At 69.5% G+C, this 25,230-nt stretch carries 21 protein-coding genes; 11 read left to right on the top strand and 10 right to left on the bottom strand.

Going from position 1 to position 25,230, the window contains the following annotated elements; genetic code table 11:
• Window positions 1–6 precede the first annotated feature (6 nt).
• The 9 genes from Q392_RS01785 to Q392_RS01745 form a co-directional block, all read right to left on the bottom strand.
• Window positions 7–1,413 carry a vWA domain-containing protein gene (locus Q392_RS01785; protein WP_038200679.1) on the bottom strand — a complete coding sequence of 469 codons (1,407 nt, stop codon included), beginning with the start codon at window positions 1,411–1,413 and terminating at the stop codon, window positions 7–9.
• Complete coding sequence (locus Q392_RS01780; RefSeq protein WP_137949714.1) at window positions 1,397–2,365, bottom strand: AAA family ATPase; 969 nt, start codon at window positions 2,363–2,365, stop codon at window positions 1,397–1,399. The genes Q392_RS01785 and Q392_RS01780 overlap by 17 nt, the downstream gene beginning before the upstream one ends.
• Complete coding sequence (locus Q392_RS31145) at window positions 2,349–3,539, bottom strand: acyl-CoA dehydrogenase family protein (protein WP_051952686.1); 1,191 nt, start codon at window positions 3,537–3,539, stop codon at window positions 2,349–2,351. Before Q392_RS31145 ends, Q392_RS01780 begins: the two co-directional genes overlap by 17 nt.
• Window positions 3,536–4,684 carry an acyl-CoA dehydrogenase family protein gene (locus Q392_RS01770; protein ID WP_038200678.1) on the bottom strand — a complete coding sequence of 383 codons (1,149 nt, stop codon included), beginning with the start codon at window positions 4,682–4,684 and terminating at the stop codon, window positions 3,536–3,538. The genes Q392_RS31145 and Q392_RS01770 overlap by 4 nt, the downstream gene beginning before the upstream one ends.
• A 37-nt stretch (window positions 4,685–4,721) precedes the next feature.
• Entirely contained in the window at window positions 4,722–6,692 is a 1,971-nt protein-coding gene (locus tag Q392_RS01765) for an acetyl/propionyl/methylcrotonyl-CoA carboxylase subunit alpha (RefSeq protein WP_038200677.1), read from the bottom strand.
• Window positions 6,693–6,703: 11 nt separating this feature from the next.
• Window positions 6,704–8,323 carry an acyl-CoA carboxylase subunit beta gene (locus Q392_RS01760; RefSeq protein WP_038200674.1) on the bottom strand — a complete coding sequence of 540 codons (1,620 nt, stop codon included), beginning with the start codon at window positions 8,321–8,323 and terminating at the stop codon, window positions 6,704–6,706.
• Window positions 8,324–8,378: 55 nt separating this feature from the next.
• Window positions 8,379–10,514: a 3-hydroxyacyl-CoA dehydrogenase NAD-binding domain-containing protein gene (locus tag Q392_RS01755; RefSeq protein WP_038200660.1), complete on the bottom strand. Its 2,136-nt coding sequence runs from the start codon at window positions 10,512–10,514 to the stop codon at window positions 8,379–8,381.
• A gap of 25 nt (window positions 10,515–10,539) precedes the next feature.
• Window positions 10,540–11,748, bottom strand: a complete 1,209-nt coding sequence (locus tag Q392_RS01750; protein WP_038200658.1) for an acetyl-CoA C-acetyltransferase — start codon at window positions 11,746–11,748, stop codon at window positions 10,540–10,542.
• A gap of 63 nt (window positions 11,749–11,811) precedes the next feature.
• Window positions 11,812–12,948, bottom strand: a complete 1,137-nt coding sequence (locus Q392_RS01745; RefSeq protein ID WP_038200655.1) for an acyl-CoA dehydrogenase family protein — start codon at window positions 12,946–12,948, stop codon at window positions 11,812–11,814.
• A gap of 81 nt (window positions 12,949–13,029) precedes the next feature.
• Between Q392_RS01745 and Q392_RS01740 the strand changes: the two genes are divergently transcribed.
• From Q392_RS01740 to Q392_RS34120, 9 genes are all read left to right on the top strand, one after another.
• Window positions 13,030–13,701: a TetR/AcrR family transcriptional regulator gene (locus Q392_RS01740; RefSeq protein WP_057594928.1), complete on the top strand. Its 672-nt coding sequence runs from the start codon at window positions 13,030–13,032 to the stop codon at window positions 13,699–13,701.
• A complete protein-coding gene (locus tag Q392_RS01735) occupies window positions 13,698–14,447 on the top strand; it encodes an electron transfer flavoprotein subunit beta/FixA family protein (protein ID WP_038200653.1) in 750 nt (249 codons plus the stop codon). Before Q392_RS01740 ends, Q392_RS01735 begins: the two co-directional genes overlap by 4 nt.
• A 2-nt stretch (window positions 14,448–14,449) precedes the next feature.
• Window positions 14,450–15,391, top strand: coding sequence for an electron transfer flavoprotein subunit alpha/FixB family protein (locus Q392_RS01730; protein ID WP_038200650.1), 942 nt, complete (start codon window positions 14,450–14,452; stop codon window positions 15,389–15,391).
• A 102-nt stretch (window positions 15,392–15,493) separates the two neighbouring features.
• Entirely contained in the window at window positions 15,494–16,654 is a 1,161-nt protein-coding gene (locus tag Q392_RS01725; protein ID WP_038200649.1) for an acyl-CoA dehydrogenase family protein, read from the top strand.
• 11 nt (window positions 16,655–16,665) lie between these two features.
• Window positions 16,666–17,841, top strand: a complete 1,176-nt coding sequence (locus tag Q392_RS01720; RefSeq protein ID WP_038200646.1) for a CaiB/BaiF CoA transferase family protein — start codon at window positions 16,666–16,668, stop codon at window positions 17,839–17,841.
• A gap of 40 nt (window positions 17,842–17,881) precedes the next feature.
• On the top strand, window positions 17,882–19,252 hold the full coding sequence (locus tag Q392_RS01715; RefSeq protein ID WP_038200644.1) for an MmgE/PrpD family protein: 1,371 nt from the start codon (window positions 17,882–17,884) through the stop codon (window positions 19,250–19,252).
• On the top strand, window positions 19,249–20,076 hold the full coding sequence (locus Q392_RS01710) for an HpcH/HpaI aldolase/citrate lyase family protein (protein ID WP_038200642.1): 828 nt from the start codon (window positions 19,249–19,251) through the stop codon (window positions 20,074–20,076). The genes Q392_RS01715 and Q392_RS01710 overlap by 4 nt, the downstream gene beginning before the upstream one ends.
• Window positions 20,077–20,121: 45 nt before the next feature.
• Entirely contained in the window at window positions 20,122–20,910 is a 789-nt protein-coding gene (locus Q392_RS01705) for a citryl-CoA lyase (protein WP_038200640.1), read from the top strand.
• Window positions 20,810–21,181 carry a pantoate--beta-alanine ligase gene (locus Q392_RS34120; protein WP_137949713.1) on the top strand — a complete coding sequence of 124 codons (372 nt, stop codon included), beginning with the start codon at window positions 20,810–20,812 and terminating at the stop codon, window positions 21,179–21,181. The genes Q392_RS01705 and Q392_RS34120 overlap by 101 nt, the downstream gene beginning before the upstream one ends.
• A gap of 158 nt (window positions 21,182–21,339) precedes the next feature.
• Here the strand turns inward: Q392_RS34120 and Q392_RS01700 are convergent, their stop codons facing one another.
• Window positions 21,340–22,443, bottom strand: coding sequence for a DNA-binding protein (locus tag Q392_RS01700; RefSeq protein ID WP_038200637.1), 1,104 nt, complete (start codon window positions 22,441–22,443; stop codon window positions 21,340–21,342).
• 365 nt (window positions 22,444–22,808) lie between these two features.
• Here Q392_RS01700 and Q392_RS01695 point away from each other — a divergent pair, with 365 nt between their 5' ends.
• Both Q392_RS01695 and Q392_RS01690 read left to right on the top strand, forming a co-directional pair.
• Window positions 22,809–24,023, top strand: a complete 1,215-nt coding sequence (locus tag Q392_RS01695; RefSeq protein WP_157007717.1) for a tyrosine-type recombinase/integrase — start codon at window positions 22,809–22,811, stop codon at window positions 24,021–24,023.
• Between the two features lie 79 nt (window positions 24,024–24,102).
• Window positions 24,103–25,101, top strand: a complete 999-nt coding sequence (locus Q392_RS01690) for an AAA family ATPase (protein ID WP_038200865.1) — start codon at window positions 24,103–24,105, stop codon at window positions 25,099–25,101.
• Window positions 25,102–25,230 lie beyond the last annotated feature (129 nt).

Raw genomic sequence — 25,230 nt, 5'->3', positions numbered from 1 at the left:
CGGCCTTCAGGCGCTCGCGCTGTTCGAACGAAGCAGCTCGTCGAGAGTGCGCTCCAGGTGCCGCAGCGAGTTGCACTCGCGCGCGATGTGGCAGTAGGGCGCGTAGCGCTTCATCTCCGAATCGCCCAGGCCCCAGAACGAGCGCGGCTCGGGATTGAGCCAGATGACGCGCCGCGCGCGGCCATGCAGCGTCTTCATGATCTCGCTGCGCGGATGGCCGCGGTTGTTGCGCGCATCGCCGAGCACGAGCACGGTCGTGCGGTGATCGATGCGGTGCATCAGCTGCGCGTCCAGGTCGAGCAGCATCTGGCCGTAGTCGGTGCCCGAGCCGCCCACGGCCTGCATGACCCTGTCCACGGCCTGCTCCACCGACAGCGACTCGAACGTGGCGCTGACGTCGACCAGGTGGTTCGTGAACGCGTAGGACTGCACGTCCGACAGCAACTCGTCCAGGCTGTACAGGAACAGCAGAAGGAAGCGCGCGTACTGGCGCACCGAACCGCTCACGTCGCAGATGGCCACCACCTTGGGTCGCTCGACGCGCGTGCTGCGCCAGTGGGTCTCGAACATCACGCCGCCATAGGCCGCATTGGCGCGCATGGTGCGGCGGAAGTCGAGCTGGCCGCGCTGCTCGCGGCGCTTGCGCCGGGCGTGGCGCTCCGCCAGCCGACGCGCGATCTTGCGCACGATCTCGTGCATCCGCGCGAAGTCGCGGCGATCGATGGTGGACAGCTTCTGCGACTGCAGGAATTCGTCGTGCAGCTCGCGGGTGGCCGCGGTGCCGTACATCGCGAGCTTGCGCTCGACGAAGTTGCGCACCTCGTTGAAGAGCCGCTTGCGCGCCAGCTCCAGGTCGGCGTGGCGCTGGGGAGCCAGCGTCTGGCGGCGCGCCTCGCTGATCTCGCGGTCCAGCAGCTCCAGCCCCATGGCCTGCTGGATCTTCTGCGTGTAGTGGCCCTTCTGGGTGAAGAACCAGATGTCGGTCAGGCCGACCTCGCGCGCCGCCTGCTGCATGCGGCGCGACAGTGCCGCCGAGTCGCCCGACATCAGCAGCTGGGACAAGGCCTGCCCGGCGCTGCCGTGGCAGCCGCCGGGGCCACCGCTGCCCTGGCCACTGCTTTCGCGTGTCGGCGTCTGCGTCTGCGGCTGCGAGGCGTCGACGGCCGGCGGGCCAGCCGATGCGGCGGTGGTGCCGAAGGAATCGAAGTGGAAGAAGCGATCGAAGGTCTCGTCGAAGATGGCGCGGTCGGGCAGCGTCTTGGCCAGCGTCGCGCCCAGCGCCGACTTGAGCAGCTCGCGCTCGCCCCAGCCCACCAGCGCGGTGGCGCGCGCTGCGTCGATCTGCGCGTTCAGGCTCACGTCGAGGTCGCTGCCGCGCAGCGCCTTGAAGAAGTCCTCAAGCGTGGCTTGCATGAGGGAACTCCGCGTTCTTGCGCGCCTTGTCCATCAAGGTGGGCAACTGTTCGGCGGCGGTGGCAATGTCCTGCTCGAACTTCAGGAACACGTTGAGCGTGTCGCGCACCAGGTCCAGGCTCAGGTGCTCGGAGTTCAGCAGCAGCAGCGTCCTGGCCCAGTCGATCGTCTCGCTGACCGAGGGCTGCTTCTTCAGCTCCAGCTCGCGCACCGCCTGCACGAAGGCGACGAGATCGCGGTTGAGCTTGCTGCTCAGCCCCGGCACCCGCCGCTCGAGGATGCGGCGCTCGATGGCGGCGTCGGGGAAGGGGATGTGCAGGTGCAGGCAGCGGCGCTTGAGCGCATCGCTCATCTCTCGCGTGTTGTTGCTGGTGAGGAAGACCAGCGGCTTGACCTTGGCCGCGATGGTGCCGAGCTCGGGCACCGAGACCTGGAAGTCCGACAGCACCTCGAGCAGGAAGGCCTCGAACTCGGGATCGGACTTGTCGACCTCGTCGATCAGCAGCACGCAGCCGCGCTCCTGGTGCAGCGCCTGGTACAGCGGCCGCGGCTCAAGGAAGTGCTCGGAGAAGAACAGGTCGTCGTGCGCGTGCAGCTTCTCGATCGAGGCCGCCAGCCCCACTGCGCCCTGCATCAGCTCGGCCAGCTTGTCCTTCAGCAGCTGCGTGTACAGCAGTTGCTTGCCGTACTTCCATTCGTACAGCGCCTTCGATTCGTCCAGGCCCTCGTAGCACTGCATGCGAATCAGCGGCACGTCGAGGATGCCGGCCATGGTCTTGGCCAGCTCGGTCTTGCCGACCCCGGCCGGGCCTTCGACCAGCACGGGCTTCTCGAGGTTGAAGGCCAGGTAGACCGCAGTGGCGAGTTGCCGGCTGGCGATGTAGTCGGCGTCCGCCAGGCGAGACGAAACCACGTCCACGCTCGCGAAGTGGGTGTCATGCAGGGACTTCATCGGACTCCTCTGTGAGCAGCATGCGTTGGCCGGCTTCGAGCTGGCGCGTCTCGCCGACGCTGCGGGCGATGCCCAGCACGCAACGGATGTCGCGGCTCAGAGACGCGATGGCGTCGCCCAGATCGTCGAGCGTTGCGGCGAGAGATTCGAACTCGGCCTGCCAGCGTTCCAGCAGGCGCCGGCTGCCGGCGTTGAACTGCGCCAGGCCTGTGCCCGGGCCTTCGGCTTCGAGGCGGCGGGCCGCCTGGTCGGCCACCGCCTGCAGGGCATCGAGCTCGAGCCGCAACGCGCCCAGCCGGCGCAGCAGTGCCGGCGCGGGCTGGGTCGGGCGCAACCAGCGCGCCAGTGCGTCAAGCTCGGCGCGCATCGCGCCGACCACCGCGCTCGTGAGCAGCGCGTCCTCGACCACGCGCACGGGCCTGGCGATGCGGTCGAAGGCGGTGCCACCCGGGCCGAGCCGGGAGCCGGCGGGCACGGCGCAGGCTTCGAATTGCAGGCCGGCGTGCTGCAAGGGCGCCAGCACCGCGGCAGCGGGTGCGCTGATCGGGCCAGAGCCGGCGCCAGCCGAAGGCTGAAGCGCAAGGCCCGGCGTGCCGGCTTCGACCAAGAAGGCGTCGAAGGCCTTGCGCAGGCCGTCATCCGCCGTGACCGCCAGCACCACGAAGACATCGGCCGCCGGGCCATTGCTGACGTGCGACTTGCTGCCGTCGAGCAGCCAGCGCTCGCCCTGCGCGTCCTGTTCTCGGCGGGCGCTGCAGCGCAGGCGTTTCGGGTGCGCGCCGGCGTCGGGCTCGGAGACGGCCAGGCCCACGATGGCCTGGCCGGCGGCCATGCGCCGCAGCAGTGCGCGCACCCGTTCCGATTCGATCCCCGCGCCGCCGATGACGCAGCGCCCCAGCATCTCGTTGAGCATCCAGCCGAGCGTGAGGCCGAGGCTGCCGGTCTCGCGCGCCATGCCGCCGGCAAGCCGGGCGATGGTGGGCCAGTCGGCACGTGGGCCGCGCCCGTCGAGATCGAACGACAGGCCCAGCAGGCCCTGCTCACCCAGGTGGCGCCACCAGGTGCGCGGAAAGCCGGCTTCGCGCGCCACCGCGGGCGCACCACGCAACGCCTGGCGCAGCGCCCGCACCAGGCCCTCGGCCGGCGGGAGCTCGGCAGCTGGCGAGGTCTTCATGCGTGGAACCCCAGCTGCCGCGCCGCCAGGTCGCGCATCACCTCCTCGGCCCCACCGCCGATGGCGTTGACCTTCACCTCGCGGTAAATGCGCTCCACCGTCACGCCGCGGATGAAGCCCGCGCCGCCGTGCATCTGCACCGCCTCGTTGGCGCAGAAGGCCATGGTCTGCGTGGCCTGGTTCTTCAGCAGGCAGATCTCGCCCACCGGCGCGTCGCCGTGCTCGACGCGCCAGGCCAGCGTCTCGAGCATGGCCTGCGTGGCTTCGATGCGCATCGCCATGTCGGCCAGCTTGTGGCGCGTGACCTGCTGGTCGATCAGCTTGCCGCCGAACATCTCGCGCTGCTTCGCCCAGGCCAGCGCTTCGTCCAGGCACACCTGCGCGAAGCCGTTCGCACCCGCAGCCAGGAAGATGCGCTCGCGGTTGAAGTTCTGCATGATGGCCTTGAAACCCTGGTTCTCGGTGCCCACGAGGTTGTCCACCGGCACGCGCACGTTGTCGAAGTGCAGCGTGGCGGTGTCCGAGCACAGCCAGCCCATCTTGGACAGCGGCGTCTGAGTGAAGCCCGGCATGCCCTTCTCGATGAGCAGCAGCGACACGCCGGCCGGACCCTGGCCGCCGGTGCGCACGGCCACGGTGTAGAAGTCGGCGCGGATGCCCGAGGTGATGAAGGTCTTGGAACCGTTGACGACGTAGTGGTCGCCGTCGCGCCGGGCGGTGGTCTTCAGGTTGGCGACGTCGGAGCCGCCCGAGGGCTCGGTGATGCCCAGCGCGCTGATCTTCTCGCCCCGCATCACCGGTGGCAGCACCTTGCGTTTGAGCGCCTCGCTGCCGGCGTTGACGATCGGCGGGCAGCCGATGGTGTGCGACAGCAGGCTGGCCAGCACACCGCCGCCGCCGCAGCGTGCGAGCTCCTGGGCGGCGATGATGGTCATGAAAAGGTCGCCATCGTTGCCGCCGTACGCCTCGGGAAAGCCCAGGCCCAGCAGCCCGAGTTCGGCGGCCTGTCGGTACAGCTCGCGCGGGAAGCTCGCCTGGTTCTCCCAGGTCTCGACGTTCGGCGTGATTTCGCGCGCGACGAAACGCCGCACGGCGGCCCGGAAGGCCTCGTGCTCGGCGGTGTAGAAGGGGCTGGATCGGCTCATCGTGGGTCTCCGGGCCAATGCGGGTAATTCAGTCTGTTCAAGCGGCTTCCTCGATCAGCTTCACGACCAGCGCGCGCGTGGCCAGCTGTTCGCCCACCGCGGCACCGACACGCTCGACGACGCCGTCGCGACGCGCCAGCAGTTGGTGTTCCATCTTCATGGCCTCGAGGACCGCGACGCGCTGGCCCTTCACCACCCTGTCGCCCGCCGACACCAACACGGCGAGCAGGCGGCCGTTCATCGGTGCCAGCACGCTCGATTCGCCGGCGGCGTCGTCGCGCTGGGGCGGAGCGTAGGTGAGGTCATCGAAACTGCGTGTCTGGCCGTCCAGCGCCAGATGCAGGCGGCCGCCGGCGAACACCGCCGTGGCCTGCGTGTGCAGCCCGTCGATGGCCAGCCGATGGTGGGCAGCGTCGCGCCCGAGAAGGGCGATGTCGTGTGCGGCACCCGCGGGGCACTCGACGCGGAACCGCCCGGCACCGAGCACGGTGACGTGGGCGTTGACACGGTCCCCGTCCGCGCCCAGCACCAGTGGCCAGCGCGCCGGCCCGTTGGAGCGGAAGCCGAACTGCGCGCCTCGGTACGCGCTGGCGTCGAACCACAGGGCGGCGGCGACCGCCAGCGCCCGCGAATTCGCCTCGGCTGCGCGCAGCCGCTCCGGGGGAAAGTTCCTGCCGATGAAGGCGGTGGTCGCCTGGCCGGCCACGAACTCGGGGTGCGCCGCCGCGTCCGCGAGGAAGCGCAGGTTGGTGGGCAGGCCCAGCACGCAGGTGTTGCCCAGCGCTCCGACCAGGCGCCGCCGCGCTTCATCGCGCGTGGCGCCGTGGGCGATGATCTTGGCGACCATCGGGTCGTAGAAGGGGCTGACCGCCTGCCCCTGCGCCAGGCCGTGGTCGACGCGCACGCCGCTGCCCGCAGGCGGCTGCCACAGCGCCACCTCGCCGCTTTGCGGCAGGAAGTCGCTGGCCGGGTCTTCGGCATACAGGCGCACTTCGATGGCGTGGCCGGTGAGGTGAACCTCGTCCTGCGTCAGCGGCAGCGCCTCGCCGCGCGCCACGGCGAGCTGCCAGGCCACGAGGTCGAGCCCGGTGATGCATTCCGTCACCGGGTGCTCGACCTGCAGCCGCGTGTTCATCTCCAGGAAGTAGAAGTTGCCGTCGCGGTCGAGCAGGAACTCCACCGTGCCGGCGCCGACGTAGTCCACTGCGCGCGCCGCGGTGACGGCCGCCGCGCCCATGCGTTCGCGCAGCGCGGCATCGACGGCCGGTGAGGGCGCTTCCTCGAACACCTTCTGGTGGCGCCGCTGCACGGAGCAGTCGCGCTCGCCGAGGTGGATGACGTGGCCGTGGCGGTCGCCGAAGACCTGCACCTCGACGTGGCGCGGCTCGATCACCGCGCGCTCCAGAATCAGTTCGTCAGAGCCGAAAGCGTTCGCGGCCTCCGAGCGGGCGCGTGCCAGCGCATCGGGCAGGTCGGCCAGGTCGTGCACCAGCCGCATGCCGCGGCCGCCGCCGCCGGCCGCCGCCTTCACCATGATCGGCGCGCCGATCTCGCGCGCCTGGCGCAGCAGGTTGGCGTCGGACTGATCGCTGCCCTGGTAGCCCGGCACGCAGGGCACACCGGCGGCGAGCATCAGCCGCTTGGCGGCGGCCTTGTTGCCCATCTGTTCGATCGAGTGCGGATCGGGGCCGATGAACACCAGGCCGGCAGCCTGCACGGCGCGCGCGAACTCGGCGTTTTCGGACAGGAAGCCGTAGCCGGGATGGATGGCGTCGGCACCGCTGGCGGCCGCGGCGCGCAGCACGACGTCGATGCTGAGGTAGCTCTCGCGCACCGGCGCCGGGCCGATGCACAGCGCCTCGTCGGCCTGCTGAACGTGCAGCGCGCCGGCATCGGCCTCGCTGTACACCGCCACCGTGCGGTAACCCTGCGCGCGGGCGGTGCGCATGACGCGGCAGGCGATCTCGCCGCGGTTGGCGATGAGGATCTTGTGGAAGGAGGTTCGCATTTCCGTCGCCCTCACATCCGCGCCACGCCGAAGCTGTTGGGCCGCACGCTGCGGGCACGGCCCTCGCGGCACGCGGCCAGCGCCAGCGACAGCACGGCGCGCGTGTCGCGCGGGTCGATGATGCCGTCGTCCCACAGCCGCGCGGTGGCGAACAGCGAGTGCGACTCCATGTCGAAGCGCTTCAGGATCTCGGAGCGCATGCCCTCGAGCAGGTCCTCGGGCGGCGCCTTGCCGGCGCGCGCCATCTTCTCCTCGGTGACGATGCGCATCACCATCGCCGCCTGCTCGCCGCCCATCACCGCCACGCGCGCGTTGGGCCACGCGAAGACGAACTGCGGGTCGTAGGCGCGCCCGCACATGCCGTAGTTGCCGGCACCAAAGGAGGCGCCGATCATCAGCGTGATGCGCGGCACCTTGCAGTTGGTGACGGCCTGGATCATCTTCGCGCCGTGCTTGATCATGCCGACCTGCTCGACCTCCTTGCCGACCATGAAACCGGTGGTGTTCTGCAGGTAGATCAGCGGCGTGCCGGACTGCTCGCACAGCTGCATGAACTGCGTGGCCTTGTTCGCGCCCTGCGGGTCGATCGGGCCGTTGTTGCCGATGAAGCCGCAGGGCTGGCCCTCGATGGCGCCGTGTCCGCACACGGTGGCGGCGCCGAACTCGGGCTTGAAGTCGAGGAAGTCCGAATCATCGATCAGGCGCGCGAGCAACTCGCGCACGTCGTAGGGCTGGCGGTAATCCGGCGGCACCAGGCCGGCAATCTCCTCGGCGGCGTAGCGCGGCGGCTTCCAGCCGCGCCCGGTGCCCTGGCCGGGCTTGTCGTTCCACGGCATGCGCGCGAGCACGTCGCGCGCGATGCGGATGCCGTCGGCATCGTCCTCGGCCAGGTACTCGGCCACGCCGGAGACCCGGGTGTGCATCTCGGCGCCGCCCAGTTCCTCGTCACCGGCAATCTCGCCCGTGGCCGCCTTCAGCAGCGGTGGGCCGGCCAGGAAGGCCTTGGCGCGGCCGCGCACCATGATCACGTAGTCGGACATGCCCGGCAGATACGCGCCGCCGGCAGTGGAGTGGCCGTGCATCACGGTGACCTGCGGAATGCCGGCGGCCGACAGCCGCGCCTGGTTGGCGAAGCCGCGGCCGCCTTCGATGAACACCTCGCCCACGTGCATCAGATTGGCGCCTCCCGATTCGACCAGCCGCACCACCGGCAGGCGGTTCTCCAGCGCGATGGCCTCGGCGCGCAGGCTCTTGCGCATGCCCATCGGCGTGATGGTGCCGCCCTTGATGGCGCTGTCGGAGGCGATGACCATGCAGCGGATGCCCGAGACGATGCCGATGCCGGTGATCAGCGCCCCGCCGAGCACGTTCTTCTCGCCGTCGTCGTCGTGCAGGCGCAGGCCGGCCAGCGTGGACAGCTCCAGCCACGGCGAGCCGCGGTCCAGCAGCAGCGACACGCGTTCGCGCGGCAGCAGTTGCCGGCGCTCGCGAAAGCGCGACTCCATCGCGTTGGAGGTGTCGCGCACGCGACCTTCCAGGTCGCGGAAGTTGTCGATCAAGGCCAGCATCTGCTGGCGCTGTGCCTGGAAGGCTTCGGACTGCCGGTCGATGGCGGACTCGATGGTGGACATGCGGTCTTGGTTTTCTCGAAGAGGGCGTTGGGCGGACAGCGCGCGGATGGGGCCCTCAGCGCGCGAAGAAGGTCTTGCCTTCGGCGGCCATCGCGCGCAGGCTCTTCGGCGGCTCGAAGCGCGGGCCGTGGCGGCGTGCCAACTCGTCGCAGTCGGCCACGAAGGCAGCAACGCCGCGGCTGTGGATCTGTCCGATCGGGCCGCCAAGGTAGGCCGGGAAACCCCAGCCGAGGATGGCGCCGACGTCGGCGTCGATCGGCGCTCGCAGCACAGCTTCCTCGAGGCAGCGCACGGTTTCGATGGACTGGATCGCCATCAGCCGCTGCTTGACCTCGGCCACGCCCGGCTGCACCGACGCCGGCTTCCACAGGCCGGCCAGGCCGGACCACAGGTGCTTGGTGGCACCCTGCGGATACTCGTAGAAGCCCTTGCCGGCCTTCTTGCCAAGGCGGCCGAGGGCGCTGTCGACCATGCGCTCGCAGACCTCGTCGATGGCGCTGCGCTGGTAGGCCGAGCCCAGGTCGGCGGCGGTCTGGCGGCGGATGCGGGCCATCAGTTCGAGTGAGACCTCGTCGGCCAGGGCCAGCGGCCCCACCGGCATGCCGGCCATGCGGCCGGCGTTCTCGATCAAGGCCGGCGCCACGCCTTCGGCCAGCAGCGTCAGGCCTTCGCCGACATAGGTGGAGAACACGCGGCTGGTGTAGAAGCCTCGGCTGTCGTTCACGACGATGGGCGTCTTGTGCAGCGCCTTCACGAAGTCGAGCGCGCGGGCCAGGCAGGATTCGCTCGTCGCCTTGCCGACGATGACCTCGACCAGCGGCATCTTCTCGGCCGGCGAGAAGAAGTGCAGGCCGATGAAGTTGGCCGGCCGCGCCGAGGCCTGCGCCAGGCCGCTGATGGGAAGCGTCGAGGTGTTGCTGGCGAAGATGGCGTCGGGCGCGAGCTGGGCCTCGGCCTTGCGGGTCACGTCGGCCTTCAGGGCGCGGTCCTCGAACACGGCCTCGACCACGATGTCGCAGCCGTCCAGCGCCGCGAAGTCGGCCGTGGGGCAAATGCGGGCCGCCAGCGCGGCGCATTTCTCGGCGCTCAGGCGGCCCTGCTCGGCCTGCTTGGCCCAGCGCGCCTCGCCATAGGCCTTGCCGCGCGCCGCGAGCTCGGACGTGGTATCCAGCAGCACCACATCGAGCCCGGCCTCGGCCGCCGCGCAGGCGATGCCGGCACCCATCATGCCGGCGCCGAGGATGCCGACGCGGCGGTAGCTGGCCGGCGGCACGCCCTTGGGCCGGGCGGCGAGCTTGTTGGCTTCGCCGATGCCGAAGAACAGCGTACGGATCATGTTCTTCGACACCGGGCCGACGGTGAGCTTGACGAACTCGCGCCCCTCGATCTTCAGGGCGGTGTCGATGTCGACCTGGCAGCCGTTGTAGACGCAGCTCATGATCGCTTCGGGCGCCTGGTAGTTGCCGAAGGTCCTGGCGCGCAGCAGCGCATTGCCGGCGGTGAAGGTCTCGTATCCGGCGGGGCTTTGCACCGGACCGCCGGGAAGCTTGAATCCCTTGCGGTCCCAGGGCTGCACCGCGTCCTCGGGCTTCGCCGCCAGTAGCCAGGCGCGTGCGCGCGCCAGCAGCTCGGCCGGCGGCACGACCTCGTCCACCATGCCGGCCTTCAACGCCTGCGCCGGCGAGACCTTCTTGCCTTCCAGCAGGTAGGGCAGGGCGGGCCGGATGCCGATCAGCCGCGGCAGACGCTGCGTGCCGCCGCCGCCGGGCAGCAGGCCCAGGCCCACCTCGGGCAGGCCGATCTGCGCCTTCGGGTTGTCGGCGGCGATGCGGCGGTGGCAGCTCAGCGCCACCTCGTAGCCGCCGCCCAGCGCGCTGCCGTTGAGCGCCGCGACGAAGGGCTTGCCGCTCTTCTCGATGCCGCGCATCAGGGCGTGCAGCTCTTCGGTGAAGCGGGTCATGGCCTGCGCGTCGCTGAAGGCCAGCAGCATGTTCAGGTCGCCGCCGGCGATGAACTCCGGCTTGGCCGAGGTGACGATCACGCCCTTGACGGCGGGATCGGCGATGGCGCGCCGCACCGCGGCCGCATAGGCGGCCATCGAGGCCGCGTTGAGGACGTTCATCGGCGCATCGCTCATCTGCCACGTCAATGTGGCGATGCCGTCGGCGCCTGCTTGGTAGTCGATGCTCATGGTGAGGATTCCCGATCGGCGCGGTTCAGACGCGCTCGATGATGGTGGCGGTGCCCATGCCGGCGCCCACGCACAGCGTGGCCAGCCCGGTGGCAAGGTTGCGGCGCTCGAGCTCGTCGAGCAGGGTGCCGAGGATCATGGCCCCGGTGGCACCCAGCGGATGGCCCATCGCGATGGCACCGCCGTTGACGTTCATGCGCGCGTGCGGCACGTTCATCACCTCCATGAAGCGCAGCACCACCGATGCGAAGGCCTCGTTGAGCTCGAACAGATCGATGTCGGAGCAGGACATGCCGGCGAGCTTGAGCGCCTTCTCGGCCGAGAACGACGGGCCGGTGAGCATGATGGTCGGCTCGCTGCCGACGGAGGCGAACGAGCGGATGCGCGCGCGCGGCTCCAGGCCCAGCCGCTGGCCGACCTCGGCGTTGCCGATCAGCACGGCGGCAGCGCCGTCGACGATGCCCGAGGAGTTGCCGGCGTGGTGCACGTGTTCGATGCGTTCGAGCTGCGGGTAGCGCTGCAGCGCCACCGCGTCGAAGCCGGCACGCTCGCCCTGGAGCTTGAACGAGGGTTCGAGCTTGGCCAGCGATTCGATCGTGGTCTCGGGGCGCATGTGTTCGTCGCGGTCCAGCACCACCAGGCCGTTGACGTCGCACACCGGGACGATCGAGCGCGCGAAGCGGCCCTCGGCCCACGCGGCGGCGGCGCGGCGCTGGCTTTCCAGCGCATAGGCGTCGACATCGGCGCGCGAATGCCCGTACAGCGACGCGATCAGGTCGGCGGAGATGCCCTGCGGCACGAAGTAGGTGGGCAGCGCCACCGCCGGGTCGGCCGGCCAGGCGCCGCCGCCGGTGCCCATGGGCACGCGGCTCATGCTCTCGACGCCGCCGCCGACGGCCAGCGGCGACTGGCCCGACATCACCTTGGCCGTGGCCATGTTACAGGCCTCCAGGCCCGAGGCGCAGTAGCGGTTGATCTGCACCCCCGGCGCCGACTCGTCGTAGCCGGCCACCAGCGCCGCGACGCGGGCGATGTTGGCGCCCTGTTCGCCGACCGGCTCCACACAGCCGAGGATCACGTCGTCGACCAGCGCGGTGTCGAGCCGGTTGCGATCGCGCAGCGCCTGCAGCGCGGTGACGGCCAGGTGGATCGGCGTGCTGCCGTGCAGCGCGCCGGAGGCGCGGCCCTTGCCGCGCGGGGTGCGCACGGCGTCGTAGATGAATGCTTCGGTCATGGGCTGATGGGGTTGGGGTGAGGGTGGGACGACGGCCCACCGGCGCTTCGGCCGCGCGGCGCGTCACAGCGTGCGGCCGACGATCTCCTTCATGATCTCGTTCGTGCCGCCGTAGATGCGGGAGACGCGGGCGTCGGCATAGGCGCGCGCGATCGGGTACTCCCACATGTAGCCGAAGCCGCCGAACATCTGCAGGCAGTCGTCGAGCAGCCGGCAGTGCAGGTCGGTGGTCCAGTACTTGGCCATGGCGGCGGTCGCGGCGTCGAGCTGTCCGTGCAGCAGTTCGTCCATCAGCCGATCGACGAAGACGCGCATCACCTGCACCTGCGTCTTCCATTCGGCCAGGCGGAAACGGTTGTGCTGGAAGTCGATGATGCGCTGGCCGAAGGCCCTGCGCTCCTTGGTGTAGTCCAGCGTCCACTGCAGCGCGGCCTCGGCGCCGGCGGCTGCGCCGATGGCGATCTGCATGCGCTCCCAGGCCAGCTCCTGCATCAGCAGGACGAAGCCCTTGCCTTCGCCGCCGAGGATGTTGGCGGCCGGCACGCGCACGCCGTCGAAGAACAGCTCCGACGTGTCCTGCGCCTTCATGCCGATCTTCTCGAGGTTGCGGCCGCGCTTGAAGCCGGCCCGGTCGGTCTCCACCAGCACCAGCGAGGTGCCCTTGGCGCCGACGGACGGGTCGGTCTTGGCGACCACGATCACGAGGTCGGCGTTCTGGCCGTTGGTGATGAAGGTCTTCTGGCCGTTGACGAGGTAGTCATCGCCGTCTCGCAGCGCGGTGGTGTGCACCGCCTGCAGGTCGCTGCCGGCGCCGGGCTCGGTCATCGCGATGGCGCCGATGACCTCGCCACGCGCCATCGGCGGCAGCCAGCGCCGCTTCTGCTCCTCGTTGCCGTAGGCCAGGATGTAAGGGGCGACGATGTCCGAGTGCAGCCCGAAGCCGATGCCGCTGGCGCCGGCGCGGGCCACCTCCTCGATCAGCACCGCGCTGTGCAGCCGGCTGCCGCCGCCGCCGCCATAGGCCTCGGGGATGGCAGGGCAGAGCAGCCCGGCCTCGCCGGCCGCGCGCCAGACGGCTCGCGGCACGATGCCCTCGGCCTCCCAGCGCGCGTGGTGGGGCGTGACCTCGCGGTCGAAGAAGCGCCTGACCTGCTCGCGGAAGAGGTCGTGCTCGGCGGTGAAGAGCGGGCGTTGCAGCATGGCATCAACTTGGGCGACTGAAGAAAGGCGCCGGCCGACAATTTATCGACCTAACGCTTGTTAGCTGCTACAGTGTACGCCATGGCGGAAAAGTCAGAAAGCCATCGTCGGCGCGACATCCTGCATGTCGCGGCGGGCCTGTTCAGGCACCGCGGCTACGAGCGTACGTCGGTGCGCCAGATCGCCGACGCGCTGGGCATCAAGTCGGGCTCGCTCTTCTATCACTTCGCCTCGAAGGAAGAGATCCTGGTGGCGGTGATGGAAGAGGGCATCCGCGACGTGTTCGGCGCGGTTCAGCTGGGCGTGGCCAAAGAGCGCGAGCTGCCGCGGAGGCTGCTGGCGATGGTGCGATGCCACCTGGCTGGCCTGCTCGGCCCCAACCTCGACGCCTTGATGGTGCTGGTGTACGAGTGGCGCAGCCTCTCGGCCCCGGCGATGCGGCGCGTGCTGGAGTGGCGCAATCGCTACGAGGATCTCTGGGACCGCGAACTGTCCGCCGCCGCGGCTTGGCGTTGGGTCGATTCCGACACCGTGCTGGTCCGTCAGACCGTGCTCGGCGCCCTGAATTGGACCGGGCAGTGGTACCGCTCCGACCGCCGTTTGCAGGTGGACGAGCTGGCGCTGCGCATGTTCGAGATGCTCTTTCCCCGCCTCTTCGTGCTGTTGGACGAAGAGGCTGCTGTCCAAGCCGTCGTTCCGACCGGAGCGGAACGCTGCGAAGTCCGATCCCCAGAAGGAGAGATTGCAAAGTGAAAGTGCTTGTCGCCGTGAAGCGTGTGCTCGACTACAACGTCAAGGCCCGCGTGAAGTCCGACGGTTCGGGCGTCGACCTCGCGAACCAGAAGTTGTCGATGAACCCCTTCGACGAGATCGCCTGCGAGGAGGCGGTGCGCCTGAAGGAGGCCGGTGCCGTCACCGAGGTGATCGCCGTCTCCTGCGGCTCCGCCGGCTGCCAGGAGACGCTGCGCAGCGCGATGGCCATCGGCGCCGACCGCGCCGTGCTGGTGCAGACCGACGCGCCGCTGGAGCCGCTGGCCGTGGCCAAGCTGATACGCCACGTGGCGCAGAGGGAAGGCGTGCAGCTAGCCATCTTCGGCAAGCAGGCGATCGACGACGACGCCGGGCAGGCGGGCCAGATGTTCGCCGCGCTCATGGGCTGGGCGCAGGCCACCTTCGCATCCAAGGTGAGCATTGCCGATGGCACCGCGTCGGTCACGCGCGAGATCGACGGCGGCCTCGAGAAGCTGCGCATGAAGCTGCCCGTGGTGGTGACCACCGACCTGCGCCTGAACGAGCCGCGCTTCATCACGCTGCCGAACATCATGAAGGCCAAGAAGAAGCCGCTCGAGGTGATCGACGCCGCGGCGCTGGGCATCGACATCGAGCCGCGCACGAGCACGCTGCGCGTGGAGGAACCTGCGGCGCGCAAGGCCGGTATCAAGGTGGCCGACGTGGCCGACCTGGTCAAGCGGCTCAAGGAAGAAGCGAAGGTGATCTGAACATGACTATCCTCATCATTGCCGAACACGACGGCGCCGCGCTGAAGGCCGCGACGCTCAACACCGTGGCCGCGGCCCAGCGCCTGGGCGGCGACGTCCACGTCCTGGTGGCCGGCCACGACTGCGGCGCTGCCGCGAAAACGGCGGCGGCCGCGTCCGGCGTGGCCAAGGTGCTGCACGCCGATGCCGCGCACTACGGCGACCAGGGCGCCGAGAACCTCGCGGCGCTCGTGGAGGGCTTCATCCAGGCCGATGCCGGGTACACGCACGTGCTCGCGCCGGCCACGCCGTTCGGCCGAAACGTGCTGCCGCGCGTGGCGGCGCTGCTGGACAGCTCGCAGATCTCCGACGTCATCGCCATCGAGTCGCCGGACACCTTTCGCCGGCCCTTCTATGCCGGCAACGCCATCGCGCTCGTGCAGTCCAAGGACAAGGTGAAGGTGCTGAGTGTTCGCACCACGGCCTTCGATGCGGTGGCCGCCAGCGGCGGCAGCGCGGCCGTGCAGAGCTTGCCCGCAGGGCCTGACCTCGGGCTCACCGAACTGGTAGGCCGCGAGGTCGTCAAGCTCGAGCGCCCCGAGCTGACGGCGGCCTCGATCATCGTCTCCGGGGGGCGCGGCCTCGGCGCCGCGGACAAGTTCCATGCGGTGCTCGAGCCGCTGGCCGACAAGCTCGGCGCGGCGCTCGGCGCGTCGCGCGCGGCGGTGGACGCCGGCTACGCGCCGAACGACTACCAGGTCGGCCAGACGGGGAAGATCGTCGCGCCGCAGCTCTACGTGGCGGTGGGCATCTCGGGTGCGATCCAGCACCTCGCCGGCATGAAGGACAGCAAGGTGATCGTGGCGATCAACAAGGATGCCGAGGCGCCGATCTTTCAGGTGGCCGACTACGGACTGGTGGCCGACCTGTTCGTCGCGGTGCCCGAGCTTACCGCCGCGATCTGAGGCCCAACCCGGCGCCGCGCAGCGATGCGCCGGGTCCGCCACGACCGGCCTAACGTTTATTTTTTTGGACTGTCGACCCCACCGCGCCCCGGCTGCCCCAGCATGACCTCCCCGACCGAACGCCACCCCGAACTGCGCGCCGCGCTGCGCGACCTGTTCAAGCGTTTTCCCGACGAGTATTTCCGCCGCGTCGACGCGGCACGCGGCTACCCGGAGGAATTCGTCGATGCGCTCACCGGCGCCGGCTGGCTGGCGGTAATGATCCCCGAGGAGTTCGGCGGCGCCGGGCTCGGCCTGGCCGAAGCCTCGGTCGTGATGGAGGAAGTCAATCGCTGCGGCGGCAACGCGGGCGCCTGCCACGGCCAGATGTACAACATGGGCACGCTGCTGCGCCACGGCTCGGCCGAGCAGAAGCGGCTGTACCTGCCGGGCATCGCGAGCGGCAAGCTGCGGCTGCAGAGCATGGGCGTCACCGAGCCGACCACCGGCACCGACACGACGCAGCTCAAGACCACCGCCGTCCGCAAGGGCGACCGCTACGTGGTCAACGGGCAGAAGGTGTGGATCTCTCGCATCCAGCACAGCGATCTGATGATCCTGCTCGCGCGCACCACGCCGCTGGGCGATGTGAAGCGCAAGTCCGAGGGCATGTCGATCTTCCTCGTCGACCTGCGCGAGGCCGTCGGCAAGGGCCTGACGGTGCGCCCGATCCCGAACATGGTCAACCACGAGACCAACGAGCTGTTCTTCGAGAACCTGGAGATCCCGGCCGAGAACCTGATCGGCGAGGAGGGCAAGGGCTTCAAGTACATCCTCGACGGGCTCAACGCCGAGCGCACGCTGATCGCGGCCGAGTGCATCGGCGACGCGCGCTGGTTCGTCGCGCGCAGCGCGGCCTATGCGCGCGAGCGGCGCGTGTTCGACCGCCCGATCGGCCAGAACCAGGGCGTGCAGTTCCCGATCGCCGAGAATCACATCGAGACCGAGGCCGCCGACCTGATGCGCTGGCGGGCCTGCGACCTCTTCGACGCCAAGCAGCCCTGCGGCGCCGAGGCCAACATGGCCAAGTACCTCGCCGCCAAGGCGTCGTTCGAGGCCGCCAACGTGGCCATCCAGACGCACGGCGGCTTCGGCTTCGCCTGCGAATACGACGTGGAGCGCAAGTTCCGCGAGACGCGGCTGTACCAGGTGGCGCCGATCTCGACCAACCTTATCCTGTCGTACGTGGCCGAGCATGTGCTCGGGCTGCCGCGCTCGTTCTGAAGGCCTGCACCATGCTTCCGTTGCAAGGGATGCTCGTCGTCACCCTCGAGCACGCCATCGCCGCCCCGTTCTGCACCCGCCAGCTCGCCGACCTGGGGGCGCGCGTGATCAAGGTCGAGCGCCCCGGCGAAGGGGACTTCGCGCGCGCCTACGACACGCGTGCGAAAGGCTCGGCCTCGCACTTCGTGTGGTGCAACCGCGGCAAGGAGAGTCTGACGCTCAACCTCAAGCATGCCGCCTCGCGTGCAGTGCTCCAGGAACTGGTGGAACGCGCCGACGTGCTGGTGCAGAACCTGGCGCCGGGCGCTGCGGCGCGCATGGGCCTGGACCACGCCAGCCTCGCGCCGCGCAATCCGAAGCTCGTGGTCTGCGACATCTCGGGCTACGGCGACGGCGGGCCGTTCACCGAGAAGAAGGCCTACGACCTGCTGATCCAGAGCGAATCGGGCTTCGTGTCGGTGACCGGCACGCCGGAGCAGCCGTCCAAAGCGGGCCTGTCGATCGCCGACATCGCCGCCGGCATGTACGCCTACAGCAGCGTGCTGGCGGCGCTGCTCGAGCGCGGCCGCACCGGCCGCGGCAAGCGGCTCGAGATATCGATGCTGGAGGCGATGTCCGAGTGGATGGGCTTCCCGCTCTACTACACGCTCGACGGCCAGCCTCCGCCGCCGCGCGCCGGCGCCTCGCACGCGGCGATCTACCCCTACGGCCCGTTTGCCTGCGGCGACGGGCGCAAGGTCGTGCTCGCGGTGCAGCACGACCGCGAATGGGCCACCTTCTGCGACAAGGTGCTGCACCGGCCGGAGCTGGCCGGGCAGTACAAGGGCAATGCCAAGCGCCTGGCCGAGCGCGAGACGCTGCGCGAGGTCATCGAGCAGGTGTGCGCGGGCCTCACCGGCGAACAGCTCGTCGAACGACTGGAGGATGCGCAGATCGCGTACGGTCGCCTCAACGAGATGGCCGATCTGTGGCAGCACGCGCAGCTCCGCGCCCGTGCGCGTTGGACCGAGATCGGCACCCCCGGCGGCCCGGTGCCGGCGCTCTACCCACCGCACCACGTGGCCGGCGAGGCCCCGCCGCCGATGGGGTCGGTGCCGGCACTGGGCGCGCATACCGACGCCATCCTGGCCGAGCTCGGGCGCTCTGCCGACGAGATCGCACGGCTGCGGGCTGAGCGCGCCGTTTGAACGCGGGATCGAACGCGCAGCGGCGCAAGCGGAGAACGACATGAACGACCACCCGTCGGCCACGCTGGCCGCCTTCGCCGCCACGCTGCGCGTGCAGGATATCCCGGCGCCGGTGGTGCGCCGCACTGAGGACTTGTTCCTCGACTGGTTGGGCTCCACGCTTGCGGGCAAGAGTGCCCGTGCCGTGCAGGCCATCGAGCGCTACGCGCTGGCGATGGGGCCCGCGCTGCGTGCCGGCGACGAGGGCGGGGCCGAGGTGCTGATCTCGCGCCGCCTCACGTCGCCGCACTTCGCCGCGATGGTGAACGCCGCGGCCTCGCACGTCGTCGAGCAGGACGACGTGCACAACGGCTCGGTGTTCCATCCGGCCGCGGTGGTCTTTCCGGCGGCGCTCGCCACGGCGCAGGCCATCGGCTGCAGCGGGCGCGAGCTGCTAGCGGCGTCGGTCGCCGGCTACGAAGTCGGCATCCGCGTCGGCGAGTTCCTCGGCCGCTCGCACTACCGCATCTTCCACACCACCGCTACCGCCGGCACGCTGGCCGCCGCTGCGGCCACCGGCCGGCTGCTCGGCCTCGACGCCACGACGATGCTGCACGCGTTCGGCAGCGCGGGCACGCAGGCCGCTGGCCTGTGGGAGTTCCTGCGCGACGCGGCCGATTCCAAGCAGCTGCACTGCGCCCATGCGGCCTCGGCGGGCCTGGCCTCGGCCTGGCTGGCCAAGGACGGCTTCACCGGCGCGCGCCGCATCCTGGAGGGCGAGCAGGGCCTGGGCGCCGGCATGTCGAGCGACGCCGACCCGGCGCGGCTGGTCGCGGGACTCGGGCAGCGCTGGGCCACCGCCGAGACCTCCTTCAAGTACCACGCCTCGTGCCGCCACACCCACCCGAGCGCCGACGCCTTGCAGGCGCTGATGCGGCGCGAGCGCCTCGCCGCCGACGACATCGCCGCGGTGACGACGCTGGTGCACCAGGGTGCGATCGACGTGCTGGGCCGCGTCGTCGTGCCGGCCACCGTGCACCAGGGCAAGTTCTCGATGGGGACCGTGCTCGGCCTGGTGGCCGAGTTCGGCCAAGCCGGCCTCGACGAGTTCGACCGCCACTTCCTCGCCCCGCGCGTGGCCGCCTTCCGCGACCGCGTGGCGATGCGGCTGGACGCCGAGGTCGACGGCGCCTATCCGCAGCGGTGGATCGGCAAGGTCGAGGTGCGCACCACCGACGGGCGCCTGCTGCACGCACGTGTGGACGAGCCCAAGGGCGACCCCGGCAACACGCTGAGCCGCGCCGAGCTGGAGGACAAGGCACGCCGCCTGGCTGCCTACGGCGATGCCGCCACGCCGGCGGAAATGGACGGCTTGATCGCCCGGACCTGGGGGCTGGCCGACACGCCGCGCCTCGGTCGCCTGCTGCCATGACGGCCGCGGCAGCGGCGCCGCGCGCCTACCTGTTCGTGCCGGCCGACCGGCCCGAGCGCTTCGCCAAGGCGCGCGCTTCGGGTGCCGATGCGGTGATCGTCGACCTCGAGGACGCGGTCGCGCCCGACGCAAAGCCGCGCGCCCGCGACGCGCTCGCGGCGGCGCTCGACAAGGCCGCTCCGTTGATCGTGCGCGTCAACGCGGCGGGCACGCCGTGGTTCGACGACGACCTCGAGCTGTGCCGCCATCCCGGCGTCTCCGCCGTGATGCTGCCCAAGGCCGACGGGATCGACGCCGTGTGCCACGCGTTCGAGACCTCGTTCAAGGACGTGCTGCCCATCATCGAGTCGGCCCGCGGCATCGAGGAGGCCCGTGCGATCGCTCGCGTGCCCGGCGTGACCCGGCTCGCGTTCGGCAGCATCGATCTCGCCGTCGACCTGGGCATCGACTGCGCGCCCGACGGCGCGGAAGCCGAACTGCAGCCGTACCGCGCGCAGGTGGTGCTGGCATCGCGGCTCGGCGGCCTGGCTGCCCCGGCCGACGGCGTGAGCATCGCGCTCGACGACGCCGCGCGCCTGCAGGCCGATGTCGAGCGCGCGCGCCGCATGGGATTCGGCGCCAAGCTGTGCATCCACCCCCGGCAGATCGCCGTCGTGCAGACCGCGTTCACGCCCGAGCCCGCGCGCGTGGCCTGGGCGCAGCGCGTCTGCGCCGCGTTCGCCGCCTCCGGCGGCGCGGCGGTCGCCGTGGACGGCCAGATGATCGACGTGCCCGTCGTCGAGCGCGCCCGGGCAGTGCTGCGCAGCGCCGGGCTGGCGGGCTGAGTTCTTCCCTCCATTCTTCCTTCTTCGATTCACCGAGGACTTCCCATGCCCCGCAAGACCAAGCCGATCCGCTCCGACATCGCCTGGAGCACGCCCGACCGCATCGAGGTGCGCGGCCGCAGCCTGCCCGACGACCTGCTGGGCAACATCAGCCTCGGCGACATGGCCTGGCTGCTGCTCGTCGGCCGCATGCCGACGCCGCAGGAGTCGACCGTGTTCAACGCCATCGCGGTCACGCTGGTGGAGCACGGCATCACGCCGAGCGCGCTGGCGGCGCGCATCACCTACGCCGGGGCGCCCGAGTCGCTGCAGGCCGCCGTCGCCGCGGGCCTGTGCGGGCTTGGCTCGGTGTTCGTCGGCTCGACCGAGGGCACCGCGAAGATGCTCTACGAGGCGCTGCCGCCCGGCACCCAGGGCGCCGACCTGGAAAAGATCGCGCGCGATGTGGTGGCCGGCTACCGCGAGCGCGGGCAGATCGTGCCCGGCCTCGGCCACCCGCTGCACAAGCCGGTCGACCCGCGTGCGCCGCGGCTGTTCCGCATCGCCGCGGACAACGGTTTTTCGCGCGACTACGTGCGGCTCGAGCAGCTGATCTGCGCCGAGGCCGAGCGAACCACCGGCAAGATGCTGCCCGTCAATGCCACCGGCGCCATCGGCGCGATCTGCTGCGAGCTCGGCCTGCCGTGGAAGATCGTGCGCGGCGTGGGCGTGTTCGCCCGCGCGATCGGGCTCGTTGGCCACATCCTCGAGGAAAGCAACAGCCCGATGGCCGTGGAGATCTGGCAGCGCGTCGAGGACGAGGCCACGGCGCACATCCGCCCCGGCGCGCGTTGAAGAGGTCGGCCATGAACGAGAGCGGCTCCCTGTCCACCATCCGGATCGTGCCCCCCGGCGGCACGCGCAGGGTCTCAAGGCGTCCGCCGTGGCGGAGCTCCGGAACGGCGGCTGGGTGCCGGACTACGTGAGCATCCGGCGACAGTCGGATCTGGTGGTGCCGACATCGCAGGATCGTGCGGTCGGCGCGCCGGTCGTTGTCCTTGCCGCTGCCCGAATGGGCTCGACACGATTGATCGACAACATGGAGGGAGGCACGGCAGCCTTGTAGAGTGAGGTAGACGTGCGCCCGAAAGAGAAAGAGGTAGATAGCGATCTCAAACTACTGAATGTGTCGACCAGAGTTGACATAATTATCCTTGTATATCGTAAGCCTTTGATTCAAAAGGATTTATTGACGACCAGGCCGCGCCGCCTGTCGCTGATCGCCTACGTAGCAGGTTTCTTCGCGCGTGGATTTTTCGGTGCGCCGGCGCTGGTCGTCTGTCGGGCTTCCAGTTGGCGCAGGGCCGCGGCCGTCGCTGCCTGGTGCTCGCGCAGTTGCGTGATCGCGCGCTCGGCCTGTTCGCCCTGACGCTGCAGTTGCGCGGCCAGGTCCTGCGCGCGCCCGTCCGCGCCGGCGGCCCGCTCGCGCCAGGTGGCTAGTTCGATCTGCAGGGCCTGTGCCTGCTGCGCAGCCGCGGATTCCACCTCGCGGCGAATGCCTTGCTCCTGATGCAGCGCCTGCTGCGCCGCGAGGAAGGAGGTGCGCGCGGCTTCTGCGTCGGCCGCATGCGCTTTCTGGGCCTTGGCCAATTCGGCCGCCACCTTGGCCGTGGCCATGCGCTCGCGGTCGACCTCGGTCAGCAGCCGCTGCTCGTGCACGCGCTGCCGCTTCTCGGCGTCCTCGGCCGCGCGCTGCTGCTGAGCGAGCGCCATCCCCATGGTCTCGCGCAGCGCCTCCTTGCTGCCCATGGCGTCCTCGAGCGCCTTGCGCAGGCGCCGCACCTCGGCCTCGGTGTCGGCCAAGCGCCGCGCGGCATCCTGCTGCTGAGCGTGCAGCTGCTCCTGCATGGTTGTGAGGGCCTGTTTAGCGGCGACAAGCGCCTCGTCGAGCTTCGCGCGGGTCTGCTCGAACGAAATCTCACGCTGCTGAAGCTCGGCTTGCTGCTCGACCAGGGCGGCGCGCTCGAGTTCGAGCGTGCGCCGCTCGGCTTCGGTCGCTTGACGCTGCGCCAGTTCGGCCTCGCGCCGCGCCACGGCCCAGAACTGCTCGGCGGCCTGGACCACGGCCAGCGGCGGGCCGTCGACTGGCGCGCGTGATTCCGGCGCCGTGACGCCGACCAGGCGCTGCGGTAACCGTGCGAACCATTCGTCCAGCAGCCGGCTCACGGTGTTGGGCGAGCCGCCGCCCATGTGCAGGCGCACGCGCTCGATGGTGGGCTTCAGGCCTTGCGCGATCAGCGCGTCAGCGGCAGCGCAGACATCCTCCAACTGGATGCCGGGGCGCCCGCGCCGCGCGGCGGGATTGGCTGTGGGGACGTGATCGATCAATGCGTGGTCCTTGAGTCGGTGTTGCTTACGGCTGGCGCAGTGGCGACACGCCGTTGCGAACGCGCATCTGGGTCACAAGTGACCAACATTTCTGCCGACCTGGCCGGATTCGCCGGATGTTGAAGGTTCACGTCACGAATGTTGGAAATTCATGTCACCTGGGTCGTGGGTGCTGTGTGCATGGCGCGCAGGGAGGCTAATGGCGAGCCTGATTTTAGATACGATAAGGCAATTTATGAGACTCTAATACCGAGTTATTGGCTAATATCATACATAACAAGATAATAAACATTCAGAAAATCATGGCCTCGGAATCTTCGTCTTCAGCTATGAGTCCAGCGGCGGTCGCGGCCCAAGTCGCGGTGGTGCCCGTGCTGCGCCCGGTGCTCGATCCGGCCGTGCTGTCCGCGCTCACGCAAGACTCGGCGCGCGAGCTCATCCGCCAGGGCGAATCGGCCAACACCCGCGCGTCCTACCAGGCCGCCATGCGCTACTGGGCCGCGTGGTTTGCGGCGCGCTACGGCCAAGCCCTCGCGCTGCCCGTGCCGGTGCCGGTCGTGGTGCAGTTCATTGTCGATCACGCGGCGCGCGAGGCCGTCGAGGTGGCCGAGGTGGACGAGCCTGGAGCCGCCCGGGCGGAGGTCGGGTCCGCGGCCGCTGATGCGCACGCCGGTGTTGACGGCACGAAGGCCCACAAGAGGTCCGTCGCGAAAGCGCTCAAGAAAGCGCCAAGGAAATCCGCGGCGCTGGTGTTCGACCTGCCGCCCGAGATCGACGCGCTGCTGGTCGCCCAGGGCTACAAGGGCAAATGCGGCGCCTACGCCCTGGCCACCCTGGAGCACCGCGTGGCGGTGCTGTCCAAGGCGCACCAGAACCTCAATGTGGACAACCCGTGCAACCACACCCAGGTGCGCGAGCTGATGAAAAGCGTGCGCAGCGGCCATGCCAAGCGCGGCGTCAAGCCCGACAAGAAGGACGCTCTCACCAAGGAGCCGCTGCAGGCGGTGCTGGCCACCTGCGACGACTCGCCGCGCGGCCTGCGCGATCGCGCCCTCCTCCTCTTTGGCTGGGCCAGCGGCGGGCGCCGGCGCTCGGAGATCGCCGGGGCCACCATGGAGAACCTGCGTAGCGCCGGCGCGCGCGGCTACCTCTACACGCTGGGGCACTCCAAGACCAACCAGGAAGGCGAGCTGCGGGCCGAGGACGACAAGCCGATCGCGGGCATGGCGGCGGCCGCGCTCGCACAGTGGCTGGAGCTCAGCGGCATCACCGAGGGGCCGATCTTTAGGCGCATCCTCAAAGGCGGGCGCATCCTGGAAGATGGCCTGGATCCGACGGCGGTGCGCAAGATCGTGCAGCAGCGCTGCCTGCAGGCGGGGCTGTCGGGGGACTTCTCGGCGCATTCGCTGAGGTCCGGCTTCGTCACCGAGGCCGGCCGCCGGCGCATGGACACGGCCGACGCCATGGCCATGACCGGGCACCGCAACTTCGAGACCTTCATGGGGTACTACCGGGCCGAGGATCCGCTGAATCGGGAGGCGAGCCGGATGCTCGATGTCGACCCGGTGGCTGACTCCTAAGACGGGGCGGCGAAAGAATCGTCAATGGCTGGAATGCTCACTGCGGCCCGTGGCGGCAGACTGAGCCACAATGTGCTCTATGGCAACTGGTGACCAACTCAAGGCTCTCGTGCGCTCCCATGCGCAGGGTGACGATCGCCATTTCTATTCGGTGGCGATGCAAATGGCCGCCCGCGAAGCGAAGCAGGGTCACGGCAAGCTCGCGGAAGAACTGCGGGAGTTGATCGACGCTGCCAAGGAACGCCAAGTGACACCGGGCGGCGGCGCCATCCCAATCGCTCGCCCGCGCGGCGAACTCGCCGGCTTGTTGACGGCGTCCTATCCCACCCGAAAGCTGACCGACATGGTGCTGGCGCAGCCGGTTGAGGAAAGCCTGCAGCGCGTACTCAAGGAGCAACGCCATCTGTCCAAATTGCGCAGCCACGGGTTGCATCCAAGACGCAAGCTCTTGTTGGTGGGGCCTTCTGGCACCGGCAAGACCATGACGGCGTCGGCCTTGGCGGGGGAGCTCGGGATTCCATTGTTTGTCGTTCGACTCGATGCGTTGATCACGAAGTTCATGGGCGAAACGGCGGCGAAGCTTCGCCAAGTGTTCGACGCTGCCTCCTCTACTCGAGGCGTCTATTTCTTCGATGAATTCGATGCGATTGGCAGCCATCGCGGAACCGCAAACGACGTTGGCGAGATTCGACGAATCTTGAACAGCTTCCTGCTGATGATTGAGCAGGACGAGTCGAATAGCTTGATTGTTGCCGCGACCAATCACCCCGGGATACTGGACGATGCCTTGTTTCGTCGCTTCGACGATGTCATTGAATACCACGTACCGAATCCAAAAGAGATCCAGGCGCTCCTTCGCATGCGACTGGCGCCCTACCTAAAGTCGTCCAAATCCATCAGAGAATTGGCCGCTGCGGCCGATGGCCTGAGTCATGCGGAGATCGCACGCGCGATGAACGATGCGATCAAAGAGACGGTCATGCATGACTTGGATGAGGTGTCGCCCGACATGCTTGGGGCGCTCCTCCTTTCGAGGCAAAACGTCCGACAACGCTCCGCGGCGGCTCCCGTGAAATGACCTATCTGAGTTGAATGGCCACACAAGAACCACAAAGGCGCCCTCACCTCTTTCCAAACGAGACCCGCACTACCGAAGGCTATACGGCAAAAGGTGCCGGAGGGGGAGGTCAACCCAACATTCCCGCCC

Source organism: Xenophilus azovorans DSM 13620 (assembly GCF_000745855.1).
Lineage (GTDB): Bacteria > Pseudomonadota > Gammaproteobacteria > Burkholderiales > Burkholderiaceae_C > Xenophilus > Xenophilus azovorans.
Note: the sequence above shows the minus strand (reverse complement) of the source record. Positions and strands in the feature narration are given on the sequence as shown.

Bases quoted from the DNA above. Each gene is read 5' to 3' on its own strand.
- Q392_RS01785 (WP_038200679.1), bottom strand. From the start codon at position 1,413: ATGCAAGCCACGCTTGAGGACTTCTTCAAGGCGCTGCGCGGCAGCGAC.
- Q392_RS01780 (WP_137949714.1), bottom strand. From the start codon at position 2,365: ATGAAGTCCCTGCATGACACCCACTTCGCGAGCGTGGACGTGGTTTCG.
- Q392_RS31145 (WP_051952686.1), bottom strand. From the start codon at position 3,539: ATGAAGACCTCGCCAGCTGCCGAGCTCCCGCCGGCCGAGGGCCTGGTG.
- Q392_RS01770 (WP_038200678.1), bottom strand. From the start codon at position 4,684: ATGAGCCGATCCAGCCCCTTCTACACCGCCGAGCACGAGGCCTTCCGG.
- Q392_RS01765 (WP_038200677.1), bottom strand. From the start codon at position 6,692: ATGCGAACCTCCTTCCACAAGATCCTCATCGCCAACCGCGGCGAGATC.
- Q392_RS01760 (WP_038200674.1), bottom strand. From the start codon at position 8,323: ATGTCCACCATCGAGTCCGCCATCGACCGGCAGTCCGAAGCCTTCCAG.
- Q392_RS01755 (WP_038200660.1), bottom strand. From the start codon at position 10,514: ATGAGCATCGACTACCAAGCAGGCGCCGACGGCATCGCCACATTGACG.
- Q392_RS01750 (WP_038200658.1), bottom strand. From the start codon at position 11,748: ATGACCGAAGCATTCATCTACGACGCCGTGCGCACCCCGCGCGGCAAG.
- Q392_RS01745 (WP_038200655.1), bottom strand. From the start codon at position 12,948: ATGCTGCAACGCCCGCTCTTCACCGCCGAGCACGACCTCTTCCGCGAG.
- Q392_RS01740 (WP_057594928.1), top strand. From the start codon at position 13,030: ATGGCGGAAAAGTCAGAAAGCCATCGTCGGCGCGACATCCTGCATGTC.
- Q392_RS01730 (WP_038200650.1), top strand. From the start codon at position 14,450: ATGACTATCCTCATCATTGCCGAACACGACGGCGCCGCGCTGAAGGCC.
- Q392_RS01725 (WP_038200649.1), top strand. From the start codon at position 15,494: ATGACCTCCCCGACCGAACGCCACCCCGAACTGCGCGCCGCGCTGCGC.
- Q392_RS01720 (WP_038200646.1), top strand. From the start codon at position 16,666: ATGCTTCCGTTGCAAGGGATGCTCGTCGTCACCCTCGAGCACGCCATC.
- Q392_RS01715 (WP_038200644.1), top strand. From the start codon at position 17,882: ATGAACGACCACCCGTCGGCCACGCTGGCCGCCTTCGCCGCCACGCTG.
- Q392_RS01710 (WP_038200642.1), top strand. From the start codon at position 19,249: ATGACGGCCGCGGCAGCGGCGCCGCGCGCCTACCTGTTCGTGCCGGCC.
- Q392_RS01705 (WP_038200640.1), top strand. From the start codon at position 20,122: ATGCCCCGCAAGACCAAGCCGATCCGCTCCGACATCGCCTGGAGCACG.
- Q392_RS01690 (WP_038200865.1), top strand. From the start codon at position 24,103: ATGGCAACTGGTGACCAACTCAAGGCTCTCGTGCGCTCCCATGCGCAG.